The 21,722-nt window shown below is 73.7% G+C and carries 20 protein-coding genes; 13 read left to right on the forward strand and 7 right to left on the reverse strand.

The features are described 5' to 3' along the window. The first annotated feature begins 166 nt into the window (after positions 1-166). From ABT369_RS22220 to ABT369_RS22230, 3 genes are read left to right on the forward strand one after another with little or no spacing between them, the layout of a single operon-like run. Complete coding sequence (locus ABT369_RS22220; RefSeq protein ID WP_350614485.1) at positions 167-799, forward strand: fasciclin domain-containing protein; 633 nt, start codon at positions 167-169, stop codon at positions 797-799. Further along, on the forward strand, positions 799-2,295 hold the full coding sequence (locus ABT369_RS22225; RefSeq protein ID WP_350614487.1) for a molybdopterin-dependent oxidoreductase: 1,497 nt from the start codon (positions 799-801) through the stop codon (positions 2,293-2,295). Before ABT369_RS22220 ends, ABT369_RS22225 begins: the two co-directional genes overlap by 1 nt. A gap of 24 nt (positions 2,296-2,319) precedes the next feature. Then, a complete protein-coding gene (locus ABT369_RS22230; RefSeq protein ID WP_350614489.1) occupies positions 2,320-2,871 on the forward strand; it encodes a GNAT family N-acetyltransferase in 552 nt (183 codons plus the stop codon). On the opposite strand, the gene ABT369_RS22235 is transcribed toward ABT369_RS22230, so the two are convergent. Together ABT369_RS22235 and ABT369_RS22240 are read right to left on the reverse strand one after the other, a co-directional pair. Further along, positions 2,833-4,929 carry an MMPL family transporter gene (locus tag ABT369_RS22235; RefSeq protein ID WP_350614490.1) on the reverse strand — a complete coding sequence of 699 codons (2,097 nt, stop codon included), beginning with the start codon at positions 4,927-4,929 and terminating at the stop codon, positions 2,833-2,835. The two genes, ABT369_RS22230 and ABT369_RS22235, sit on opposite strands and share 39 nt — an antisense overlap. 110 nt (positions 4,930-5,039) lie before the next feature. Continuing rightward, positions 5,040-5,672 carry a DJ-1/PfpI family protein gene (locus ABT369_RS22240; RefSeq protein ID WP_350614492.1) on the reverse strand — a complete coding sequence of 211 codons (633 nt, stop codon included), beginning with the start codon at positions 5,670-5,672 and terminating at the stop codon, positions 5,040-5,042. 82 nt (positions 5,673-5,754) lie between these two features. On the opposite strand from ABT369_RS22240, the gene ABT369_RS22245 reads away from it, so the two are divergent. The 9 genes from ABT369_RS22245 to ABT369_RS22285 all read left to right on the forward strand — a co-directional run bounded on the left by ABT369_RS22245 (position 5,755) and on the right by ABT369_RS22285 (position 15,759). Then, a complete protein-coding gene (locus ABT369_RS22245; protein ID WP_350614494.1) occupies positions 5,755-6,669 on the forward strand; it encodes a GlxA family transcriptional regulator in 915 nt (304 codons plus the stop codon). A 95-nt stretch (positions 6,670-6,764) separates the two neighbouring features. Continuing rightward, complete coding sequence (locus ABT369_RS22250) at positions 6,765-7,526, forward strand: ribonuclease H family protein (RefSeq protein WP_350614496.1); 762 nt, start codon at positions 6,765-6,767, stop codon at positions 7,524-7,526. Beyond that, positions 7,526-8,068, forward strand: coding sequence for a DUF6886 family protein (locus tag ABT369_RS22255; protein WP_350614497.1), 543 nt, complete (start codon positions 7,526-7,528; stop codon positions 8,066-8,068). Before ABT369_RS22250 ends, ABT369_RS22255 begins: the two co-directional genes overlap by 1 nt. A gap of 381 nt (positions 8,069-8,449) precedes the next feature. Next, the gene (locus tag ABT369_RS22260; protein WP_350614499.1) at positions 8,450-9,412 is read left to right on the forward strand and encodes a PhzF family phenazine biosynthesis protein; all 963 of its coding nucleotides are present in this window, start codon (positions 8,450-8,452) and stop codon (positions 9,410-9,412) included. Between the two features lie 160 nt (positions 9,413-9,572). Then, positions 9,573-11,354, forward strand: a complete 1,782-nt coding sequence (locus ABT369_RS22265; RefSeq protein ID WP_350614500.1) for a right-handed parallel beta-helix repeat-containing protein — start codon at positions 9,573-9,575, stop codon at positions 11,352-11,354. A 61-nt stretch (positions 11,355-11,415) separates the two neighbouring features. Continuing rightward, entirely contained in the window at positions 11,416-13,089 is a 1,674-nt protein-coding gene (locus ABT369_RS22270) for an alpha-keto acid decarboxylase family protein (protein ID WP_350614502.1), read from the forward strand. Between the two features lie 57 nt (positions 13,090-13,146). Next, positions 13,147-14,403, forward strand: a complete 1,257-nt coding sequence (locus ABT369_RS22275; protein WP_350614504.1) for an Nramp family divalent metal transporter — start codon at positions 13,147-13,149, stop codon at positions 14,401-14,403. A 7-nt stretch (positions 14,404-14,410) separates the two neighbouring features. Further along, a complete protein-coding gene (locus tag ABT369_RS22280; protein WP_350614505.1) occupies positions 14,411-14,623 on the forward strand; it encodes a hypothetical protein in 213 nt (70 codons plus the stop codon). Beyond that, positions 14,620-15,759: an oxalate decarboxylase family bicupin gene (locus ABT369_RS22285; protein ID WP_350614506.1), complete on the forward strand. Its 1,140-nt coding sequence runs from the start codon at positions 14,620-14,622 to the stop codon at positions 15,757-15,759. Before ABT369_RS22280 ends, ABT369_RS22285 begins: the two co-directional genes overlap by 4 nt. A 5-nt stretch (positions 15,760-15,764) precedes the next feature. Here ABT369_RS22285 and ABT369_RS22290 read toward each other — a convergent pair whose 3' ends face one another. Next, a complete protein-coding gene (locus ABT369_RS22290; RefSeq protein ID WP_350614507.1) occupies positions 15,765-16,292 on the reverse strand; it encodes a hypothetical protein in 528 nt (175 codons plus the stop codon). Positions 16,293-16,455: 163 nt separating this feature from the next. Beyond that, positions 16,456-17,298, reverse strand: coding sequence for a LysR family transcriptional regulator (locus tag ABT369_RS22295; protein WP_350614509.1), 843 nt, complete (start codon positions 17,296-17,298; stop codon positions 16,456-16,458). Positions 17,299-17,378: 80 nt separating this feature from the next. Here ABT369_RS22295 and ABT369_RS22300 point away from each other — a divergent pair, with 80 nt between their 5' ends. Further along, entirely contained in the window at positions 17,379-18,344 is a 966-nt protein-coding gene (locus ABT369_RS22300; protein ID WP_350614511.1) for an ABC transporter substrate-binding protein, read from the forward strand. A 7-nt stretch (positions 18,345-18,351) separates the two neighbouring features. Here ABT369_RS22300 and ABT369_RS22305 read toward each other — a convergent pair whose 3' ends face one another. Genes ABT369_RS22305 through ABT369_RS22315 form a run of 3 tightly spaced genes read right to left on the reverse strand, consistent with a single transcriptional unit; the run spans position 18,352 to position 21,717 of the window. Beyond that, positions 18,352-19,629 (reverse strand): lipopolysaccharide biosynthesis protein, encoded by a 1,278-nt coding sequence (locus ABT369_RS22305; protein ID WP_350614512.1) that lies wholly within the window; start codon positions 19,627-19,629, stop codon positions 18,352-18,354. Positions 19,630-19,664: 35 nt separating this feature from the next. Next, positions 19,665-20,456, reverse strand: a complete 792-nt coding sequence (locus ABT369_RS22310; RefSeq protein ID WP_350614514.1) for a FadR/GntR family transcriptional regulator — start codon at positions 20,454-20,456, stop codon at positions 19,665-19,667. Between the two features lie 10 nt (positions 20,457-20,466). Beyond that, positions 20,467-21,717, reverse strand: coding sequence for an amidohydrolase family protein (locus ABT369_RS22315; protein WP_350614515.1), 1,251 nt, complete (start codon positions 21,715-21,717; stop codon positions 20,467-20,469). Positions 21,718-21,722 lie beyond the last annotated feature (5 nt).

The following is a 21,722-nucleotide window of genomic DNA, read 5'->3' on the forward strand; positions in this document are numbered from 1 at the left end:
CGCACCAAATGCGACCAGTGTCAATGACCGGTTTTCGGAGAGCGCTCTCTATCTTCGCCGTGAGCTGCTCATATGTGTTGAGAGCGCTCTCGCCCAAAGCCGGACCCATCCGGCGCGATCCCGGCTGCGAATCATCGGTGAACGTACCGATTGAAGGGGATTGCTCATGGTTCGCACCAAGTTCGCCGCCGCGGCCGCCGCCACCGCCCTCGCCCTGTCCCTCGCCGCGTGCGGGGGCTCCTCGGACGACACAGCCGCACCGTCGGCGCCGATGACGACCGCCGCCGCCCCTTCCAGCGCCGCGCCGATGGCGGGCACGGGGACGCAGTTCGGTCCGGGCTGTGCGGCGGTGCCGACGGACCCGGCCAACCCGGGTAGCTTCGACGCGATGGCCAAGGTCCCGGTCGCCTCCGCGGCCGCCGGCAACCCGCTGCTGTCCACATTGGTCGGTGCGGTGAAGCAGGCCAACCTGGTCGACTCGCTCAACAACACCAAGGACGTCACCGTCTTCGCGCCGACGAACGACGCGTTCGGGAAGATCCCGAAGGCCGACCTGGACAAGGTGCTGGCCGACCCGAAGGCCCTCGCCGCCGTGCTGACCTACCACGTGGTGTCCGGCAAGCTGAGCCCGTCGGAGCTGGCCGGCACGCACAAGACCCAGCAGGGCTCCGACCTCATGGTGACCGGCTCCGGCACCAGCTTCACCGTCAACGGCAACGCCATGGTCGTGTGCGGCAACGTGCAGACGGCCAACGCGACCGTCTACATCGTCGACACCGTCCTCATGCCCAAGAGCTGATGTCCACTGTGGAGAGCCGTCGCCGGGCGGGCCTGTCGGGCCTTGCGGGCCTGCTGACGGCGGCGGCCGGGATCGCCGTGGCCGAACTGCTCGCGGCGCTCACCGACCCGGCGGCCGGCCCGGCCGTCGCGGTCGGCGGGGTGCTCGTCGACGCGGCCCCGACGCCCGTGAAGGAGTTCGCGGTGCGCACCTTCGGCACCGCGGACAAGCCGGTCCTGCTCGGCGGCATCGCCGTCGCGCTCGCGGCCGTCGCCGTGCTCGTCGGCCTGCTCGCGGCCCGCCGGCGCTGGTTCGGCCCGGGCGGCGCGGCGCTCTTCGCGATCGCCGGCGCGGCCGCGGCCATGAGCCGGCCGGCCGCCGGGCCGGCCGCGGCGCTGCCGTCGCTGCTCGGCGGGGCCGTCACCGGGATCGTGCTGTGGACGCTGCACCGGCCGGCGCCGCGGCCCGAGGGCTTCGACCGGCGCGCGTTCCTGCGGGCCGCCGCCCTCGTGGCGGTCGCGGGCGGGGCCGCGGTCGTGACCCGGCGGGTGCGCGGCGGCGCCGCGACCCGGGACCGCGAGGCGGTGCGGCTGCCCGCGCCCGCGGACCCGGCCCCGCCCCTGCCGGCCGGACAGGACCCCGGGTTCGTGACCGCGAACCGGGACTTCTACCGGGTCGACACCGCGCTGACGGTGCCCCGGGTCGACCTCGGGGCGTGGCGGCTGCGCATCCACGGCCGGGTCGAGCGGCCGCGCACGTTCACCTTCGCCGAGCTGCTCCGGCGGCCCCTGGTCGAGCGGCACATCACGCTCAACTGCGTGTCGAACGAGGTCGGCGGCCCGTACATCGGCACCGCGCGCTGGCTCGGGGTGCCGCTCGCCCCGCTGCTGCGCGAGGCCGGGATCGACCCGGGCGCCGACCAGGTGCTCGCGCGCTCGGTCGACGGGATGAGCATCGGCACCCCGCTCGGCACCGTGCTCGACACCCCGGACGTGCTGCTGTGCGTCGGCATGAACGGGGAGCCGCTGCCGCTCGAGCACGGGTTCCCGGTGCGGATGCTGACGCCGGGCGTGTACGGCTACGCGGGCGCGTGCAAGTGGCTCACCGAGCTCGAGCTGACCACGTTCGGCGCCGTCGACGCGTACTGGGTCGCGCGCGGCTGGGCGCCCCGCGGCCCGGTCAAGACGGCGTCGCGCATCGACCGGCCCGGCGCGTTCGGGCGTGTGCGGGCCGGCTCGGTGCCGGTCGCCGGGGTCGCCTGGGCCCAGGGCCGGGGGATCGCCGCGGTCGAGGTGCAGGTCGACGCGGAGCCGTGGCGGCGGGCCGAGCTGCTGCCGGTGCCCTCGGACGTCACCTGGGTGCAGTGGCGGCTGACGTGGGCCGCGACGCCCGGCCCGCACACGCTGCGCGTCCGGGCCGCCGACGGGACCGGCGCGGTCCAGCCGGAGCGGCGGGCCACCCCGTTCCCCGACGGCGCCACCGGCTGGCACACCGTGACGGTCACCGTCGACGGCTGATGCGCGCCCGCGTACGGTGTGATCATGTTCAGCGTATCCCTCGGGGGCGGGGCCGAGCTGCGCCCGCTGGAGCCGTGGCAGGCCGCGGAGTTCCTCGCACACATGGACCGGGCCCGGGAGACCGTCGACCCCTGGATCCCGTGGGCGTCGGTCAGCACCGACCTCGACTCGGCCCGGGCGACCCTGCAGCGCTACGCCGACCTGCAGGCCCGCGACGCCGGGCGGTTGTTCGGCATCTGGCTGGACGGCACCCTCGTCGGCGGGACCATGTTCGTGCACTTCAGCGCCGAGGCCGGGGCCTGCGAGCTGGGCGTCTGGCTCGAGCCCGCCGGGCAGGGCCGCGGCCTGGTGACCGCGGCGGCGCGGGCGCTCATCGACTGGGCCATCAACACCCGGGGCCTGCACCGGGTCGAGTGGAAGTGCAGGCCCGACAACGCCGCGAGCTCCGCCGTGGCGCGCCGGCTCGGGATGCGCCTCGACGGCGTCCTTCGGGAGTCGTACCCGTACCACGGCGTCCGGCACGACACGGAGATCTGGTCAATCCTGGCCGGCGACCCCTTCGAGGTGGCGGGCTGACGGCTCGGGCGCCTCGTGCCGGCCCTTGATGGAGGCCGGCCACCAGAACCGCTCGCCCAGCAGCAGGGCCAGGGCCGGCACGACGATCGTGCGCACGATGAGGGTGTCGACGACCACGCCGATGCCCACGATGACGCCGATCTGGGTCAGCACGATCACCGGGAGCACGCCGAGCACCGCGAACACCGCGGCGAGCAGGATGCCGGCCGAGGTGATCACGCCGCCGGTCGTGGCCAGGGCCCGGACCATGCCCGCGCGGGTGCCCAGGTGCGGGGCCTCCTCGCGGGCCCGGGTGGCCAGGAAGATGTTGTAGTCGACGCCGAGCGCCACCAGGAACAGGAACGCCAGCAGCGGCACGGCGGTGCCCAGCGCCGGGATGTCCAGCACGTGGCGCAGCACGAGACTCGCGGCGCCGAGGCTGGCCGCGAAGCTCACGACGACCGTGAGCAGCAACAGCAGGGGCGCGACCAGCGAGCGCAGCAAGAGCACGAGGACGAGCAGGACGACGGCGAGCACCAGCGGTACGACCACGTAATCGTCGCGAAGGTTGGCGTCGCGCTCGTCGAGGTCCGCCGCGGGGTCCCCGCCCACGAGCGCGCCCGCGCCCGGGATCCCGGCCAGGGCAGCGCGCAGGTCCTGGACCGTGCGGTCCGCCGCGGCCGTGCCGGAGCCGCTGGTCAGGTCCACGGTGAAGGTGACGAGCGCGCCGTCGTCGGAGCGCTCGGGCTCGCCGACCTCGGCGACGCCCGCGACCCCGTTCGCGGCGGCCCTGGCCCCCTCGGCTGCGGGCGCGTTCACGATGACCGTGACCGGCTGGGCGGCGCCGGCCGGGTAGTGCCGCGCGAGGGCCTCGGCGCCGGTGACCGACTCGACCTCGGTGCGGAACTGCTCGGTCTGCGACAGCCCGATCTTTGTGCCGATGAGCCCCGCGGTCAGGGCCGCGAGGAGCACGACGGCGGCGGCGAGCACGATGCGGGGGCGGCGCTGGACCCCGGCGGCGACGCGTGACCAGAAGCCGGCGTGGGCCGGGTCCTCGGAGCCGACCCGCGGCACGAACGGCCAGAACACGCCGCGGGGCAGGCACACGAGCGCGGCCGGGAGCACGACGAGGCCGAAGACGAGCGCGACGATCACGCCGAGCGCGGCGGCCGCGCCCAGGGTGCGGTTGGTGGTCAGCACCGCGAAGAGCAGCGTGAGCAGGGCGAGGACCACGGTGGTGGCGCTGGCGATGACGGCCGGCGCGGCCCCGCGCAGGGCGGCGGCCATGGCCTCGCGGCGGTTTTCGGTGTGGCGGAGCTCCTCGCGGTACCGCGCGATGAGCAGCAGCGCATAGTCCGTCCCGGCCCCGAAGACCAGCACGGACACGATGCCGCTGACCTGGCCCTGCGTGGGCTGGCCGGCCACCTTCGCGACCCAGGGCAGCAGCTTCGCGACCACCTGGTCGGCGGTGCCGATGACGGCGAGCGGGACGAGCCACAGGATCGGGCTGCGGTACGTCACCAGCAGCAGCACCGCCACGACGATCGCGGTCGCGGCCAGCAGCGTGAAGTCGGCGCCCTCGAACGCGGCCGAGATGTCCCGGGCGAACGCGGGGCCGCCGGTGACGAGCACCCGCAGCCCGTCAGGCGGCTGGACCCCCGCCACCGCGGCGCGCAGCTGCTCCACCTCGCCGGCCACCTGCTCGGTCCCGCCGGCCCGCAGCGGCACCGCGACGAGCATCGCCTGCAAGTCGTCGGACGGCGCCGCGGGCGCGACCCGGCCGCCGAGCGCGATGGGCCCGGCGGCGGCCCGGGCCCGGTCGACCGCCTGCCGGTCGGCCTCGGTCAGCGGCCCGCCCGCCCGCTCGAAGATCACCAGCGCGGTCTGCGTGCGGCCGCTCGGGAAGCGGTCCTGCAGCTCGGTGACCCGCGTCGACTGCTTGCCGGCGGGGAGCCCGTCGGTGGCCTGGGCGGCCGGCTGCTCCGGCGAGGTGACGAACGCCAGCGCCGTCAGCCCGATCGCGACCAGGAGGACGACGATCGCCCCAAGCCGTCCGGTGATCGCCGTCGCAATCCGCATCGCATACCCTTCGGGGGAGATCTTTCGATGATGGAAAGGTTTCCCCGAGTGATACCCCGCAAACTCGGCCGACGCAAGAATCGACGCAACACCCGTTGTGTCACCCTGGGTCACCCCACCGGTTCGGCCCCCGCGTCGCGCCAGGCGGTCCCGCGCCGCTCGTACTCGAACAGCTCCTGCACCGCCAGGGCGACCCGCGGCCCGTACTCGCGCTCGACCAGGTGCAGCCCCAGGTCCAGCCCGGAGGTGACCCCGCCCGCGGTGACCAGGTCGCCGTCGTCGACCACGCGGGCGCGCACCGGCCGCGCACCGGTCGCCGCGAGCGCGTCCATCCCCAGCCCGTGCGTGACCGCGGGCCGCCCCCGGAGCAGCCCGGCCAGCGCGAGCGCGAGCGAGCCGCCGCAGACGGTCGCGACCGTGACGCCGGGCGCGTCCAGGGCCGCGCGGACCTGCGGTATCAGGGCCGACTGGGCGACCCGGCCGAGGATCGCCGGGATCTCCCCGACCGCCCCGCCGGCCCCCGGGACGATCACGTAGCCCGGCGCCGCGGGGTCCAGGGCGGCCGTCGCGCGCAGGCTCAGCCCGCGGGCGGCCCCGGTGACCTCGCGCGGGCCGTCCGCGGCCACGAGCCGCACCTCGTCCTGCGGCCGCCCGGCGAGGTCGGCCCCGGCGGCGAGGACCTCGAACGGGGCGATGACGTCGAGCGGGTCGAACCCGTCGAACAGCACGATCTGGATCAGCATGCCCTCGATGCTCGCCGTGGGCCGGCCGGGCGCCCAGTGGCAAGATTGCCGTTGTCCGGCTGTTTCGTGCCAAGGGGGTCGTGTGCACACCGTGGTCGTCCTCGCCCTGCCCGACACGATCGCGTTCGACCTCGCGACGCCGATCGAGACGCTCGGGCGGATGCCCGGGTACCGCGTCGAGGTCTGCGCCGCGACCGATGCCGTCGACGCCGGCCCGATGCGCCTCGCGGTGCGGCACGGGCTCGAGGCGCTCGCGACGGCCGACACGATCGTCGTGCCCGGCCGCAGTGTCGACGCCCCGGCCGACCCCGGGACGCTCGACGCGCTGCGGGCGGCCGCGGCGGCCGGCATCCGCATCGCGTCCATCTGCGTCGGCGCGTTCACGCTCGCCGAGGCCGGGCTCCTCGACGGGCGGCGCGCCACCACGCACTGGGCCGCGGCGGAGGAGTTCCGGCGGCGGTACCCCCGCGTCGACCTGGACCCGGACGTGCTCTACGTCGACAGCGGGCAGTTCGTCACCTCGGCCGGGGCCACCGCCGGCGTGGACATGTGCCTGCACCTGGTCCGCCGCGACCAGGGCGCCGCGGCGGCCGCGCACGCGTCGCGGCTCGCGGTCGCGCCGCTGCACCGGGACGGGGGACAGGCGCAGTACATCGCCCGCCCCGCCGCCCCGCCCGACGACGCCGGACTCGGGCCGGTGCTCGCCTGGCTGGAGGAGCACGCGCACCGGGACCTGAGCCTGGCCGGGATCGCCGCGCACGCGGGGCTGAGCGTGCGCACCCTGAACCGCCGCTTCCACGAGGAGACCGGCAGCAGCCCGATGCGGTGGCTGGCCGCGGCGCGGGTTCGGCGGGCGCAGGAGCTGCTGGAGACGACCGGGCACGGGGTCGAGCGGATCGCGCACCTGGCCGGATTCGTGTCGCCGACAAACTTCCGGGCGCAGTTCAAGCGCGCGACCGGGGTGACGCCACAGGCGTACCGCACCACGTTCCGGTGAGACGGTCCACGGGGGCCGCTGCCGTCGCGACGGCCCGGGGGTGACGGCCGGGCGGCCCCGGTTCGGTCCACGGCGGCGGGTGCGAAGATTGGTCTGTGGTCGATCAAACACCCAAGCAGGCCTTTGTCCACGCGGCCGGGGCCGGCGGGGCCTGGGCGGCGGTCCTGACGTACGGGCGGCACCGCCGCGAGGTCCACGGCACCGAGCCGGGCGCGCCCGCCGACCGGATGGCGCTGACCGCGGTCGTCGCGGGCCTGGAGTGCCTGACCCGGCCGACGGCGGTCGAGGTGCGGGTGCACAGCGACTACGTGCGCGGGGGCGGCGAGGGCGGGCTGTGGGAGCGGCTGCGGGCCGCGACCCGGACGCACAAGGTCACCTGGGCCTGGTCGGGCGACTACCCGGAGCTGGCGCAGGCCCAGGAGATGGTCGGCTCGGCGGCCGGTGCTGTTCTTGCTACGGCCGACCCGCTTGATGTGGCCGACACTCTTGATGCGGCTTCCACTGCTGCAGAGATGGCCGACGACGCTTCCGAGACGGCCGATGCTGCTCTTGAGACGGCCGACGACGCTTCCGGGAGCGGTGCGGCGCTGGAGGAGTTCGCCGAGGCGCTCGGGGAGCACGTCGCCAACGACCCCGACGGCCCCGACCCGGCCGAGCTCGTCGAGCTCGCGGACACGATGATCGAGGACGAGCACCGGGCCATCGTCGCCGTCGGCCCGCGCGCGATCACGTTCGAGGAGATCGGGGCGGTCGCGGTGCCGCCGGAGATCGCCGCGCAGGCGCGGGTGGGCTGGCGGATCCTGCTCTCCGCCGCACACGTCGAGGGTAACTGGTATCTGCTCGACGTCGCCGGCTGATGCGGCCCGGGCCCGGCCAGGTGCTGCACTTCTCCGAGGACCCGGCGATCGAGCGGTTCGCCCCGCACGTCGCCGCGACCGCACAGCAGCCCGACGCCTACGTCTGGGCCGTCGACGCCGCCCGCGCGCCCGACTACTGGTTCCCGCGCCAGTGCCCGCGCGCGATGGCATGGGCGGTCCCGGCGACGACGGACGCCGACCGCGACCGCATAGCCGGCGCCGGCTGCGGCCCGCGGGTACACGCCATCGAGTTCGCCTGGCTGGACGCGATGCGCACGACACGCCTGTACGCGTATCGATTCGCGGCCGCCCCCTTCCGCCCGTTCGGCGACGACGGTCACGCCCAGGTGGCGGAGGAGCCCGTGGTCCCGCTCGGCCCCGCGGAGGCGGTCGGCAACCTGCTGGACCTGCATGCCGAGGAAGGGATTCAGCTGCGCGTGCTCGACAATCTCTGGCCCTTCTGGGACGCGGTGATTGCGAGCACCATGGCGTTCAGCGGCATCCGGCTGCGCAACGCCCAACCACGCCGCCGCACGCCCTGAGCACGCTCTGCCGCACGCCTTGAACCCGCGCCGCGCACGCGCTGAACCCGCGCCGCCGTGCGCGCTGGGCACGCGTTGAATACGTGCCGCCGGATGCGCCGCGCACGCCTTGAACCCGCGCCGCCGTCTGCGCTGGCACGCGCCGCGAACGCGTTGTGCACGTGCCGCCTCTCGCGCTGAGTGCACGCGCCGCGCACGCATTGGGCGCGCGCCGCCGGATGCGCCGCGCACGCGCCGCGAACGTGCCGCCGGACGCGCTGGGCACGTGTCGCCCTCCGCGGCGCCGGACGTGTTGAGCACGTGTCGGCGTAGGTGTTGAGTGCGCGGAGCTGCTCGTTCGAGTAGTGGGCGGTGTCCCGGCCGACACCTACCGTCGGGATCGTGTACGACTACGTTATCGCGGACGTTTTCACCGATACCGCGCTCGAAGGTAACCCGCTCGCCGTCGTCCCCGACGCGGCCGGGCTCTCCGCCGAGTGTATGCAGCGCATCGCGCGCGAGATGAACCTCTCCGAGACCACGTTCGTGTTCCCGCCGGTCGGGGGCGGGGACGTGCGCGTGCGGATCTTCACGCCCGTCGGTGAGCTGCCGTTCGCCGGGCATCCGACGTTCGGCACCGCGGTGGTCCTCGCCGCGACCGGGCATCCCAGTGTGCGCGACGGCGGGCTGCGCATGGAGACCGGCATGGGCGTCGTGCCGTTCCGCTTCACCGGCTGCGAACCCAACAACGACGGCGGGCTGCGCGAACGCGCACGGTGCAGCGATGGAATGAGCGCGTCTAGGTGCGACGACGGCATGGAGACCGGCACCGGGCGGGAGCCCCGCGCCCAGCGGGCCATCGCCGCGCGCATGCGGCAGCCGATCCCGGTGTGGGAGCCGTACGCGCGCGCCGGAGAGCTGCTCGCGGCGCTCGGGGTGCGGGAGTCCACGCTGCCGGTCGAGGTGTACCGCAACGGCCCCCGGCACGCGTTCGTCGGCCTGGACAGCGTCGAAGCACTCTCGGCGCTGCGCGTCGACCTGCGGGCCCTCGCCGCCCACGAGGATCTCGCGGCGAACTGCTTCGCGCCCACCGACGACCCGCTCGTGTGGCGGGCGCGGATGTTCTCGCCGGCCTACGGGGTGACCGAGGACGCCGGGACCGGCTCGGCCGCCGGCCCCCTCGCGCTGCACCTCGGCCGGCACGGGCTGGTGCCGCTCGGTGGGGCGATCACCGTCCGGCAGGGCGTGGAGATGGGCCGCCCGTCCACGATCCGCGCGCAGGTCTCGATGCTCGGCGACCGGGTCGAGCGGGTCGAGATCGCGGGCAGCGCGGTGGTCGTTGCGGACGGCCGCCTGCACATCTGAGCGGCGCAGCAAAAAAGCTGCCGAAAGCTGCAGAAAGCTGCCGAAGGCTGCAACGAGAAAGCTGCAACAAACCTGCAAACACTTCGCCTTGCGACCTAGGAAAACGCTTTCCTAACATTGGGAGCCGTCGATCCCGCACCCCGCCCTCTCGGAGGTCGCCTTGATTCCACACAAGCGCCGGTGGCTGGCCGCCGCCACCGCGGTCGCCGGTGTCCTGTTCGCCACCCAGGTCGCGTTCGCCGACACCGCGTTCAGCGCGACCTTCGAGGACGGCTCGACCAGCGGCTGGTCGAAGTCGGGCGGCACCTGGAGCGTCGTCACCGACGGCAGCAAGGTGCTGCAGCAGTCCAGCACCGGCAGCGAGAACGCCCGCGAGTTCGCCGGGGACAGCGGCTGGACGAACTACACCGTGCAGGCCGCCGTGAAGCCGCTCGCGCTGGGCTCGGGCGGGTTCGCCGCGCTGCTGGCCCGCTCCACCAGCGCCACCACGTTCTACCGGCTCGCGCTGCTGCCCGGCAACTCGGTGCAGTTGCAGGCCGTGAACAGCGGCTCGGTCACCGTGCTGGGCAGCGCGTCGCGGACCGTGTCCAGCGGCACGTGGTACACCCTGGCCATCACCGTCAACGGGAGCGCCATCAGCGCGTCCGTCGACGGCACCACGATCGCGAACGTGAGCGACACCGCGATCGCCAAGGGCCGGATCGGTCTGCAGACCGCCTACTCCAGCGCGAACTTCGACAACGTCACGGTGACGACGGGCGGCACGAGCCCGACGCCGTCGCCGACCACGAAGTCCCCCACCGCGAGCCCAAGCGCGAGCGCGAGCGCGAGTCCGAGCACGAGCCAGCCGCCGTCGTCGGCGCTGTACGTCGCCCCGACCGGCGCCGCGGGCAACCCCGGCACGCAGGCCAGCCCGACGACGCTCGCCTCGGCGATCACCCGGGTGACGGCCGGCGGGACGATCTACGTGCGCGGCGGCACCTACAGCCTCTCCTCGACCGTCGCGATCGCGCCCGGCAACAACGGCAGCGCGAGCGCCCTGAAGAACATCACGGCGTACCCCGGCGAAACCCCGGTGCTGAACTTCTCCGCGATGCCCGAGGCCGACGCCAACCGGGGCCTGGCCGTGAACGGCAACTATTGGCACATCACCGGCATCATCGTCGAACGCGCGGGCGACAACGGCATCTTCGTGGGCGGCAGCAACAACATCATCGAGCGCGTCGTGACCCGGTTCAACCACGACAGCGGCCTGCAGATCTCGCGCATCGCCTCCGACACGCCCAAGGCCAACTGGCCGGCCGGCAATCTCATCCTCAGCAGCGAGTCCCACGACAACGCCGACTCCGACGGTGAGGACGCCGACGGCTTCGCGGCCAAGCTGACCATCGGCACCGGCAACGTCTTCCGCTACGACGTGTCGCACAACAACATCGACGACGGCTGGGACCTGTACACGAAGACCGACACGGGCGCGATCGGCCCGGTCACCATCCAGGACTCGCTGTCGTACAACAACGGCACCCTGAGCAACGGCCAGGTCAACGCCAACGGCGACCGCAACGGCTACAAGCTCGGCGGCGACGACATCGCCGTGAACCACGTCGTGCAGCGCAGCATCGCCTACAAGAACGGTCACCACGGGTTCACCTACAACAGCAACCCGGGCTCGATGACCATCTCCAACAACCTCTCCATCGACAACGCCGAGCGCAACTACTCGTTCGACGCGGGCACCTCGACGTTCCGCGGCAACACGTCGTGCCGGTTCGCCAGTGGCGGCTCGAACGACAAGACGATCGGCAACGCCGACAGCTCCAACCAGTTCTGGACGGGCACCAACGGCTCCCGCTGCACCACCTACAGCGGCACGCTCGCCTGGTCCTTCGCCTCCGACGGTCACCTCGTGGTCACCCTCGGCGGCCGGGCCGTCAGCCTCTGACCCCCGAACGCGTCCCGCCCCGCCTCACATAAGCGCCCGTGAGGCGGGGTAGTGCCGGGCGATGACGGATTGCACGATCGGTGAGTACCTCCTCCTGCGCCTGCGGGAGACCGGCGTCCGGCACGTGTTCGGCGTGCCCGGCGACTATCAGCTCGAGTTCCTCGACCAGATCGAGGCGGCCGACGGCATCGAGTGGGTCGGCAACTGCAACGAGCTCAACGCGGCCTACGCCGCCGACGGCTACGCCCGGCTCAACGGCATCGGCGCGGTCGTCACCACCTTCAGCGTCGGCGAGCTCAGCGCGCTCAACGGCATCGGCGGCGCCTTCGCCGAGCGCGTCCCGGTGGTGTCGATCGTGGGCACGCCGGCCACCTTCGTGATGCGGGAGCGGCAGCTCGTGCACCACACCGCCGGCGACGGCGACTTCACCCGGGCCGCGAAGTGCGCCGCGCAATACACGGCCGGCCAGGCGCTGCTCGGCCGCGACAACGCCGCCGAGGAGATCGACCGGCTGCTGCGCCTGTGCTGGCTGGAGAAGCGGCCGGTGTACCTCATGCTGCCCGCGGATGTCGCCGGCCAGCGCATCGCCGCCCCGAAGGCCCCGCTCGCCCTGCCGGAGCCGTCCAGCGACCCGGCGATGCTGGCCCGGTTCGCCGCCGACGTGCGCGAGCGCCTCCGCGCCGCGACCTCGGTCGCGATCCTCGCCGGGCCCGAGGTGGACCGCTACCGGCTCGGCCCGCAGCTGCTGACCCTGGCCGAGGCGCTCGGCTGCCCGGTCGCGACGCTGAGCAGTGCCAAGGGCGTCTTCCCGGAGACCCACGACCAGTTCGCCGGCGGCTACGCGGGCGCGCTCGGGCCGCCGGAGGCGCGGGCGGCCGTGGAGGACGCCGAGTGCCTGCTCGCGGTCGGGTGCCAGTTCACCGACGCGGTCACCGGCGGCTTCACCCAGCGCATCGAGCCGGCCCGCATGGTCGAGCTGCACCCGTCGGCGGCCTCGGTGGGCGGCACGCCGTACGCCCACGTCGCCCTGAAGGACGCCCTGACCGCGCTCGCGGAGCCCCCCGAGCCGGCGACCGGCCGCGAGCCCGCCACGCACCGGCGCATCCCGTCCAGCCCCGAGCCGAGGCCGGGCGCGCCCCTGCTCCAGGAGCGCTTCTGGCCGCTGATCGCGGGGTTCCTGCGCCCCGGGGACGTCGTCGTGGCCGAGCAGGGCACGTCGTACTTCGGCAGCGCCGCCCAGCCCCTGCCGCGCGACTGCGCCTTCGTCGGGCAGCCGCTGTGGGGCTCGATCGGTTACACGCTCCCGGCGCTGCTCGGCACCATGCTCGCCGCGCCCGATCGCCGCCACGTGCTGTGCATCGGCGACGGCTCGTTCCAGCTCACCGCGCAGGAGCTCGCCACGGTGCTGCGGCTCGGGCTCAATCCGGTCATCGTGCTCGTGAACAACGACGGGTACACCGTGGAGCGCTGCATCCTCGGCGAGTACGCCGCCTACAACACGATCGGGGCGTGGCGGTACGACCGGCTGGTCCAGGCCTTCGATCCGCACGACCGGGCCGTCACCGCCGCGGTGGCCACCGAGGACCAGCTCGCCGCGGCGCTGGACAAGGCGGCGGCGACCCGCGACCGGCCGGTCTTCATCGAGGCGCGGATGGGCCGGCTGGACGCGCCCGAGTCCGTCGTGCGCATCGGCAAGGCGTTCGCCGGCGCCGACTACCATCACGCACCGGTGTAGGCCCGGTAGCCACCGCAGGTGAGGCATCCGGCGGCGCGGCGATCCACCGTTGAGTCCATGGAGCAGGTCGCCGTCGCGGATCCGCCGGTACCACACCGAAAACCCCGCCTCACGCCGCTCGTCGGGCCGGCCGTCGTCGCCGCCGTCGCGTACGTCGACCCCGGCAACGTGGCCACGAACCTGACCGCGGGGGCCACGAGCGGGTACCTGCTCGTCTGGGTCGTCGTCGCGGCGAGCCTCGTCGCGCTGCTCGTGCAGTTCCAGGCCGCGAAGCTCGGCGTGGCGACCGGCCGGAGCCTGCCGGAGCTGTGCCGGGAGCGGCTGCCCCGCTGGGCGAGCCGGCTGCTGTGGGCCCAGGCCGAGCTCGTGGTGCTCGCGACCGACCTGGCCGAGTTCGTCGGGGCGGCGATCGGGCTGCGGCTGCTGTTCGGCCTGCCCGTCGCCCCGGCCGCGCTCGTCACGGCGGTGGTCTCGCTGATCCTGCTGGAGCTGCGCCGCCGCGGCCGCCGCCGGTTCGAGCTGTTCACGGCCGCGGCCCTGCTGCTTGTCGGGGCCGGCATCCTCTACGACGTCGTCGCCGTCGGGCACCAGTCCGTCGCCGGGCTCGCGGGCGGTCTCGTGCCCCGGCTCGACGGCCCGCGCAGCGCCCTGCTCGCCATGGGCATCGTCGGCGCGACCGTCATGCCGCACGCGATCTACCTGCACTCGGCCCTCGCGGTGCGGCCCGAGTTCCGCGTCGCCGAGGCGATCGGCGGCCGGACCCCGGGCGTGGTGCGCCGGGCCCTACGGCTGGACTGCGGGATCGCGCTGGGCGGCGCGGCCGTGGTCAACGTCGCGATGATCGCGCTCGGGGCCGGCCTCGGGGCGCTCACCGCCGGCGGCTGGACGGGCGACATCATCGCCGCGCACGAGCAGATCGCGGCGCGGGCCGGCGGGGCGGCGGCGCTGGCGTTCGCCGTCGCGCTGCTCGCCTCCGGGGTCTCCTCGTCCGGGATCGGCACGCTCGCCGGGGACTTCGTGATGGGCGGGTTCCTCGGATGGCGGATCCCGAGCCTGCTCCGCCGCGTGCTGACGATGCTGCCGGCGGTCGCCGCGCTGCTGCTGGGGGCGCCACTGACCGGGCTGCTGGTGCTCAGTCAGGTCGTGATCTCACTGGGTGTACCGGTGGCGCTGTTTTTGCTGGTGCACTTCTGCCGGGACCGGTCGCTCATGGGCGGGCTCGTGAACGCCGCGGTCACGACCCGGGTGGCCGCGGGTGCCGGCTTCGTGGTCGCCGCCGCGGGCCTGTCCTTGCCGGTCCTGCTCGTCGTCTGAGGGCCGGATGCCGACGCTCCCGCGGCTGCGGTCGCGCATGCTGGCCTTCGCCGCTGCCGCCGCGCTCGCCCTCGTCCTCGGGGCCGGCCCGATCGCCGTGCTGGCCCTCGTCTTCTGCGCCGTGGCGATCCCCGCCGCCGTGCTGATGTCCGGAGGTGTACCGCAGGTGCGCGCGCTGTGCCGCCCGCGGTCCGCCGAATCCCCGAAGGAGCGCGCATGAGTCCCGAAAACATTCCCCAGCCCGAGCGCGGGCTCGAGGGCGGCCCCGACACCGGGCCGCGCAACGTGGAGCTGGACCGGCAGAACCCCGATCTCCTCGCGCCGCCGGAGACCGACGCCGGCACGCTGCCGAACCTGAAGTTCTCGATGTCGATGGCCCACACGCGCATCGAGGACGGCGGCTGGACCCGCGAGGTGACCCAGCGCGAGCTCCCGATCGCCACCGAGCTCGCCGGCGTCGACATGAAGCTCGACCCGGGCGCCTACCGGGAGCTGCACTGGCACAAGCAGTCCGAGTGGGCGTACGTGCTCGAGGGCAGCTGCCGCATCGGCGCCGTGGACCAGGAGGGCCGCAACTTCCTCGAGGACGTGTCGAAGGGCGACCTCTGGTTCTTCCCGCACGGGGTGCCGCACCACATCCAGGCCCTCGACGACGGCGTGGAGTTCCTGCTGGTCTTCGACGACGGCGAGTTCTCGGAGAACTCGACGTTCATGATCAGCGACTTCTTCGCCCACACCCCGAAGAGCGTCATCGCCAAGAACTTCGGCTGGTCGCCCGAGCACCTGGACCGGCTGCCGGAGCGCGAGAAGTACATCTTCGCCGGCCAGGTCCCCCCGCCGCTGGAGCGCGACCAGGTGGTGAGCCCGACCGGCGACGTGCCCCGCAGCTTCAAGCACCGCCTGCTGGCCCAGGAGCCCGAGTACTTCAACGGCGGCCGGGCCCGGGTCGCCGACTCGACCAACTTCGCCGCCTCGGACACCATCAGCGCGGCCCTGGTCGAGATCGAGCCGGGCGGCCTGCGCGAGCTGCACTGGCACCCGACGGACGACGAGTGGCAGTACTACATCTCCGGCCGCGGCCGCATGGGCGTCTTCGCGAGCTCGGGGCAGAACCGCACCTTCGACTACCAGGCGGGCGACGTCGGGTACGTGCCGTTCGCCTTCGGCCACTACGTCGAGAACACCGGCAGCGAGCCGCTGGTGTTCCTGGAGATGTTCCGCAACCCGAAGTTCGAGGACATCTCGCTGAGCCAGTGGATGGCGAACACGCCGCCGCAGGTGGCCGCCGACACGCTCAACCTTCCGCGCCGGGTCGTCGAGTCCATCCCGAAGACGAAGACCCGCATCACGGCCTGAGCCCGTCAGCCGCGCCCGGCGTAGAGGTAGACGGTGACGGCGTCCGGCGCGTCGAGGTTGAACAGCACCGACCGGTACGTGCCGTCCGCCGTCGGCTGCTCCTCCTTGATGCCGGCGACGGACACCGCGGTGCCGGGGTCCCAGAGGTTGCCCCCGCCGACGTTCTGCTCCGCCGTGACGGCCCGCAGCCCCGGCGTCGGCGGGGCGGTGAACTTCCCGGCGGCGACGAACGCGTCGAGCGCGGTGCGCGGGATGCGGAACTTCGCCGACAGATGGGTCTCCAGGCCGTTGCTGTAGGCGGCGGCGAGCAGCACCGTCCCGGGCGGAAGGGTCACGTGCGCCACCGCCTCGACCTGGGCCGCGTCCGCCTCCACCGGCTTGGACTGCACCGGCAGCAGGTCGATGCCGGCGGTGCTCGCGACGAGACCCGTCACGCCGCACGAGATCAAGGAGAGCACCAGGCTGACGCTCGCGAGGACGAGCGCGGTCTTGCCCTGGCGGACGCGAGGCGCGGGGGCGGGGGCGTCGATCACCGTCGTACTGTAGCCACCCCGCTCCACGCCCGTCCGGCCTCAACTGCGGAGCAACCAGCCACAGCCAGCCAGCCAGCCGCCCAGCCCAGCCCGGCCCCAGCCCAGACTCCAGAGAAGACCAGACGCGCGGCGGCTGCCGGGCTCGCGGGGCCGGTCACCGCCGTCAGGCCCGCGCCGCGATCCGGACGAACGAGCGCGCCAGCGGCGTCAGGCGGGCCGGTCGCCAGGCCAGCACCAGGCGGCTCGGCGGGCGGTCGTCGACGGCCACCGTGACCAGGCCCGGCGGCAGCGGCTGGCCAAGCGGCGCGAGCGCCGAGGTGCCGTTCCAGAGCACGGACTGCAGGCACTCCTGGATCGTGCGCATGACCGGCGCGTCCGGGGCGGCGGGGCCGGTCCAGTAGGCGGCCCAGAGCGGGTCGGTGCCGTCCGGCAGCCGGATCCAGCGGCGGGCGGCGAGGCCGGCGACGGACACCGGCCCGGCGCCGGCCAGCGAGTCGTCGGCGCGGACCACGACGCCGACCGGGTCGGTGCTCAGGACGCGGGTGCGCAGGCCCGTGCCCTCGAACGGCGTGCGGGTGAGCGCGACGTCGACGAGCCCGGCCCGAAGCCCCGCGGTCGGGTCGCCGAGGCCGGACTCGTGCACGGTGACGGAGGCGTGCGGGTGCTCGCGGCGGAAGTCGGCGACGAGCCGGCCGCTCACCCATCCGGCGGTGTCGGCGAGCGTGCCGATGGTCAGCGTCTCGGAGCCGGCCTCGGCGCGCACCCGGGCCCGGAGCCGGTCGGCCTGATCGAGCAGCGTCGTCGCCTCCTCGTACAGGGCCTCGCCCGCGGGGGTCGGGGTCACGCCGTGCGGGGTGCGCTCCAGCAGGGTCGCGCCGAGGTCGGCCTCGAGCTGCCGCAGCGCCCGGCTCAGCGGCGGCTGGGTGATGTGCAGCCGCGCGGCCGCCCGCCCGACGTGCCGCTCCTCGGCCACGGCGACGAAGTACCGCAGCAACCGCAGGTCCACGTGCGCACCATACCCAGCGGGTATGCGGCGGACACGGAAGGTCTTGGACGCGAGCGCCGCGGCGGGGCAACGCTGAAGGCATGGAGAACCTGCGCGTGGCCATCGGCCGCAACGACACCACGGAGGAGCTGTTCGAGCGCGACACCGTGCGGACGGCACCGACGCTGGTGGACGTCTTCCGGCTCCTCGTCGACGGCGAGGCCGACGTGGCCGAGTTCGGCCTCACGTTCTACCTGCGCTCGCTGGACAACGGGGCGCCGTTCCTCGCCGTCCCGGCGTTCCCCACGCGGGTGTTCCGGCACTCGTGCGTCTTCGTGCACGCGGACAGCGGCATCACGCGCCCGGAGGACCTCACCGGCCGGACCATCGGGGAGTTCGGGGTGTACGGCCAGGACTCCGGCGTGTGGGCGAAGGGCGTGCTGATGGACGAGTACGGCTTCCGGCCCGAGCACAACCGCTGGGTGATCGGCGGCCTCGACCGCCCGATGCCGCCGTTCGGCTTCACGACGCACCCGCATCCGGCCGGCGTCGAGGTGGCCGCGGCGCCGGAGGGGGCGACGCTCAGCGGGATGCCCGAGCGCGGCGAGATCGACGCCCTCTTCACCGCGAACGTCCCGCAGCCGGTGCTCGACGGCTCGCCCGCGATCCGGCGGCTGTTCGGCGACTACGAGACGGTCGAGCGGGACTGGTACCGCCGGACCGGCATCTTCCCGATCATGCACACGATCGCGGCGCCCCGCGGGCTGCTCGCGTCCCGCCCGGGTCTGGCGCGCGAGATCTACGACGCCTTCCTGGCCGCGAAGGAGACCGCCGCCGACCGGTACCGGGCGCGGCGCCGCCTGTTCCAGGCGCCGACGATGCTGCCGTGGGCGAACGCGCTGTACGAGCGCAACGAGGCGCTGTTCGGGCCCGACTGGTGGCCCTACGGCATCGCCGCGAACCGGACTGCGCTGGACACGTTTCTGCGGTACCACCACGAGCAGGGGCTGTCGAGCCGCCGCTGGAACGTCGAGGAGATCTTCAGCCCCGAGCTCCTGGACACCTAGTCCGGCGTCATCCGGCCCGGGAGCCGGCCCCGCGGGGTTCGGCCGCGGGGGGCGCCGTCACGGGCGGTTCGAGCGGCGCCGGGCGCCGGGGTTCGCCGCGCCGGCCCAGACCGGCGAGGATGATCGCGAGGGCCGCGGCCTCGGCGACGGCCGTCGCGCCCGCGGTGCCGAGCGGGCCCCAGAGCGGCACGCCCACGGCCACCGAGACCGTGAGCACGGCGGCGACGATGGTCATCGCCTTCGTGGCCCGGCCGTAGTGCCCGTCGCCGATCCAGTTGAACAGCAGCGCCCGCGTCACCGCCAGGCACGGCAGCGCGAGCATGAACACGGCGAGCCAGGTGGCCGCGTCGGGGTGCGGCAGGGACAGCACCGTGCGCGTGAGGAACGGGGCCAGGACGGCGACGATCGCCGCCCCGGGGATCGCGCAGGCGAGGGCCACGCCGATCGAGAAGCCGGCCGGGTGCGCCGAGTGCTCGATGCCGAGCCGGCTGCGCGCCCGCGCCACCATCGGCACCTGCAGCGCGGACTGCACCACGCCGCCGATGGCCTGGTACGCGGTCACGATCGCGCCGAAGCTGCCCATCACCGCCGGGGTCGCGACCAGGGACAGCACGAGCGTGCCGAAGCGGGCGACGTACAGGTCGGCGAGGGAGAAGCCGAAGAGGTGGCGGCTGGAGCGGTACCCCTGGATCGCCTTGCGCACCGAGAGCCCGTGCAGCAGGTTCGCCCGCAGCGACCCGTGCTTGCCCAGCACCAGCTCGCCGGCGAGCAGCTGGGCCAGGCCGGCGCTGGCCAGGGCGACAGTGAGCGGGACGCCGAGCACGACCATCACCAGCGAGGCCGCCTTGCTGGTGCACATGAGCACGGCGCTGGCCAGGAAGCGCATCCGGCGGCTGAAGTCGGACATCTGCAGCGTGGCGAGCCCGTTGCCGAGCGCGACCACGCCCGCGGCGGCGAGGGCGGCCAGGCCGTACCCCTTCGTGGCGTAGAACGCGCCGACCGCCACGGTGCCCAGCAGCAGGCCGGGCACCACGACGAGCATCCACTGGCTGCGCACGAGGGCGCGCTGCTCCTCGGTGCCGTTGAGGTACAGCAGCGTCGAGCCACCGCTGAGGAAGATGAGCACGAACGCGAGCGCGGACGTCATGACCGTGTAGGCGCCGATCTCGGCGGTCTGCCCCAGTTTCGCGCACAGGGCGAGGATCACCGCGCTCAGCAGGCCGTTGGCGACGACCGCGCCCGCCGCGATGGCCGAGTTGCGCGCGAGCGCGCGAACCTCAGCCATGTGCCCCACTCATGCGCCGAACGTAGCAGGCGCCCTCAGTACGCCTCGCCTGCCTCGCCCGGCGGCAGCATCAGCTCACGCAGGAGGGTGAGGTCGATCGCGAGCGAGCCGACCGGCTGCGGGTTGCGCTGCGCCGAGGCGAGGTGGGCCGCGACGAGCTGGTGCACCGCCTCGGACTCGCCGGCCTCGATCAGTTCCAGAATCCTCCCGTGTACCGCTCCGGACTCCTCGCGCTGGCTGAGCGGTACCCCTCGCGGCTCCGTGCGGCTCGCCCAGCCCTCCTCGTGGCTGGACCAGAGCGCCTCCAGCGCCCCGGCCAGCACGATCAGCGGCGGGTTCCCGCACAGGCTCACCAGCGCCTCGTGGAAGCGCCGGGACACGCCCACCACGGTGGGCAGGTCGCCGATGCTCGCCAGGTACTCCTCGTGCAGCTCGCGCAGGCGCGGTACCACCGTGTGTGCCCGGTCGCCGCGGGCCGCGCAGAGCGCCGCGCACGCCGGCTCGACGTGACGCAGGGCGGCCGCCACGTCACCGATGCCGGAGCGCTGGGCGGCGAGCACGAGACCGAGGTTGTACCCGAGGTTGGCCGGGGACGGCCGGTGCACGACGGCACCGCCCAGCCGTCCCCGGCGCACCGTGATGAGGCCCTCCGCCTCCAGGATGCGCATCGCCTCGCGCAGGGTCGGCGCGCTGACCTGATAGCGCCGGATCAGCTCGTCGGCCTTGGGCAGGGGGTCGCCGTCGGCCAGCTCGCCGCTGATGATCTGCGCCCGGATGCGGTCGGCGACCTGCTCGGCGAGCCGATGGACGCGTACCCGGGGCTCCACGGCCGTGAGCTTAGTAGGCGTCCGGGTCCAGCTGCACGGCCTCCGGAACCGGGTGCCGGTACAGCCTGGACGCGTTCTCCCACGTCATCTTGCGCACGTCGGCCTCGGGCAGGCCGCCGATCTCCTCCTCGATCGTGCGCTGGGTGTGCGGCCAGGTCGAGTCGCAGTGCGGGTAGTCCTGCTCCAGCAGGATGTGGTCGACGCCGATGACGTCGCGCAGCGGGAACGTCGACGGGTCCTCGACCGCGCAGAAGTAGAAGTTGCGCAGCAGCACCTCGGCCGGGGTGAGCTCGATGCCCTTCCAGGTGCCGTACATCTCGTGGTAGCTCAGCATGTGGTTGAGCCGGTCGACCAGGCCCGGCACCCAGCCGATCCCGCCCTCGGAGAGCACGATCTTGATGTCGGGGAAGCGGACCGGGATGCGGGAGTACAGCCAGTCGACGGCCGAGAACATGGAGTACCCGAAGAACAGCACGCCGACCACGTCCGGCGGGGCGTCCTCGGCGGTCGACGGCGAGCTGCTCGACGAGCCGATGTGCAGGTTCACCACCGTGCCGGTCTCGGCGCAGGCGCGCATGATCGGGTCCCAGTGGCCGGTGTGCAGCGACGGCATCCCGAGCATGTGCGGGGCCTCGGTGAACGTCACCGCCTTGAAGCCGCGCTCGGCGTTGCGGTAGATCTCCTTCGCGCCGACCTCGGGGTCGAGGAAGTACGGCAGCTGGCACGGGATCATGCGGTCCGGGTACGCGCCCGACCACGCCTCGATGTTCCAGTCGTTCCACGCCCGGGTGGCCGCGAGCGCGAGCTCGGGGTCCTGGGTCGACAGCTGCAGGCGCTGGCCCGCGAAGCCGGGCAGGAACGACGGGAAGCACAGCGAGGCGTACACGCCCGACAGGTCCATGTCCTTGATGCGCTCGTGGATGTCCCAGGAGCCGCGGCGCATGTCGTCGAAGCGGCTCGGCTCCATGCTGTACTCGTCGACGGGCCGGCCGACGACGGCGTTGAACCCGACGTTGGGGAACTCCTTGCCGTCGTACATCCAGACGTGGCTGCCGCCCTTGTCGACGACGCGCGGGGTCTGCTCGGCGTACTTGGCCGGCATCCGGCCCTCGAAGGCGTCCGGCGGCTCGACGATGTGGTCGTCGACGGAGATGAAGGTGTACTTGCGCGGCTGCCGCGGCGGGTCGGGCAGGAACGTCACCTTGTCGCGGGCGGCGGTGGTGAAGCTCGTGTTGGTCAGGAGCTCGTCGATCGAAGCCATGGGGT

Origin of the sequence: Dactylosporangium sp. NPDC000244, from assembly GCF_040300725.1 — a bacterium.
Lineage (GTDB): Bacteria > Actinomycetota > Actinomycetes > Mycobacteriales > Micromonosporaceae > Dactylosporangium.

Bases quoted from the DNA above. Each gene is read 5' to 3' on its own strand.
- ABT369_RS22225 (WP_350614487.1), top strand. From the start codon at position 799: ATGTCCACTGTGGAGAGCCGTCGCCGGGCGGGCCTGTCGGGCCTTGCG.
- ABT369_RS22220 (WP_350614485.1), top strand. From the start codon at position 167: ATGGTTCGCACCAAGTTCGCCGCCGCGGCCGCCGCCACCGCCCTCGCC.
- ABT369_RS22230 (WP_350614489.1), top strand. From the start codon at position 2,320: ATGTTCAGCGTATCCCTCGGGGGCGGGGCCGAGCTGCGCCCGCTGGAG.
- ABT369_RS22255 (WP_350614497.1), top strand. From the start codon at position 7,526: ATGCGGCCCGGGCCCGGCCAGGTGCTGCACTTCTCCGAGGACCCGGCG.
- ABT369_RS22235 (WP_350614490.1), bottom strand. From the start codon at position 4,929: ATGCGGATTGCGACGGCGATCACCGGACGGCTTGGGGCGATCGTCGTC.
- ABT369_RS22280 (WP_350614505.1), top strand. From the start codon at position 14,411: ATGCCGACGCTCCCGCGGCTGCGGTCGCGCATGCTGGCCTTCGCCGCT.
- ABT369_RS22315 (WP_350614515.1), bottom strand. From the start codon at position 21,717: ATGGCTTCGATCGACGAGCTCCTGACCAACACGAGCTTCACCACCGCC.
- ABT369_RS22275 (WP_350614504.1), top strand. From the start codon at position 13,147: ATGGAGCAGGTCGCCGTCGCGGATCCGCCGGTACCACACCGAAAACCC.
- ABT369_RS22300 (WP_350614511.1), top strand. From the start codon at position 17,379: ATGGAGAACCTGCGCGTGGCCATCGGCCGCAACGACACCACGGAGGAG.
- ABT369_RS22270 (WP_350614502.1), top strand. From the start codon at position 11,416: ATGACGGATTGCACGATCGGTGAGTACCTCCTCCTGCGCCTGCGGGAG.
- ABT369_RS22305 (WP_350614512.1), bottom strand. From the start codon at position 19,629: ATGGCTGAGGTTCGCGCGCTCGCGCGCAACTCGGCCATCGCGGCGGGC.
- ABT369_RS22285 (WP_350614506.1), top strand. From the start codon at position 14,620: ATGAGTCCCGAAAACATTCCCCAGCCCGAGCGCGGGCTCGAGGGCGGC.
- ABT369_RS22240 (WP_350614492.1), bottom strand. From the start codon at position 5,672: ATGCTGATCCAGATCGTGCTGTTCGACGGGTTCGACCCGCTCGACGTC.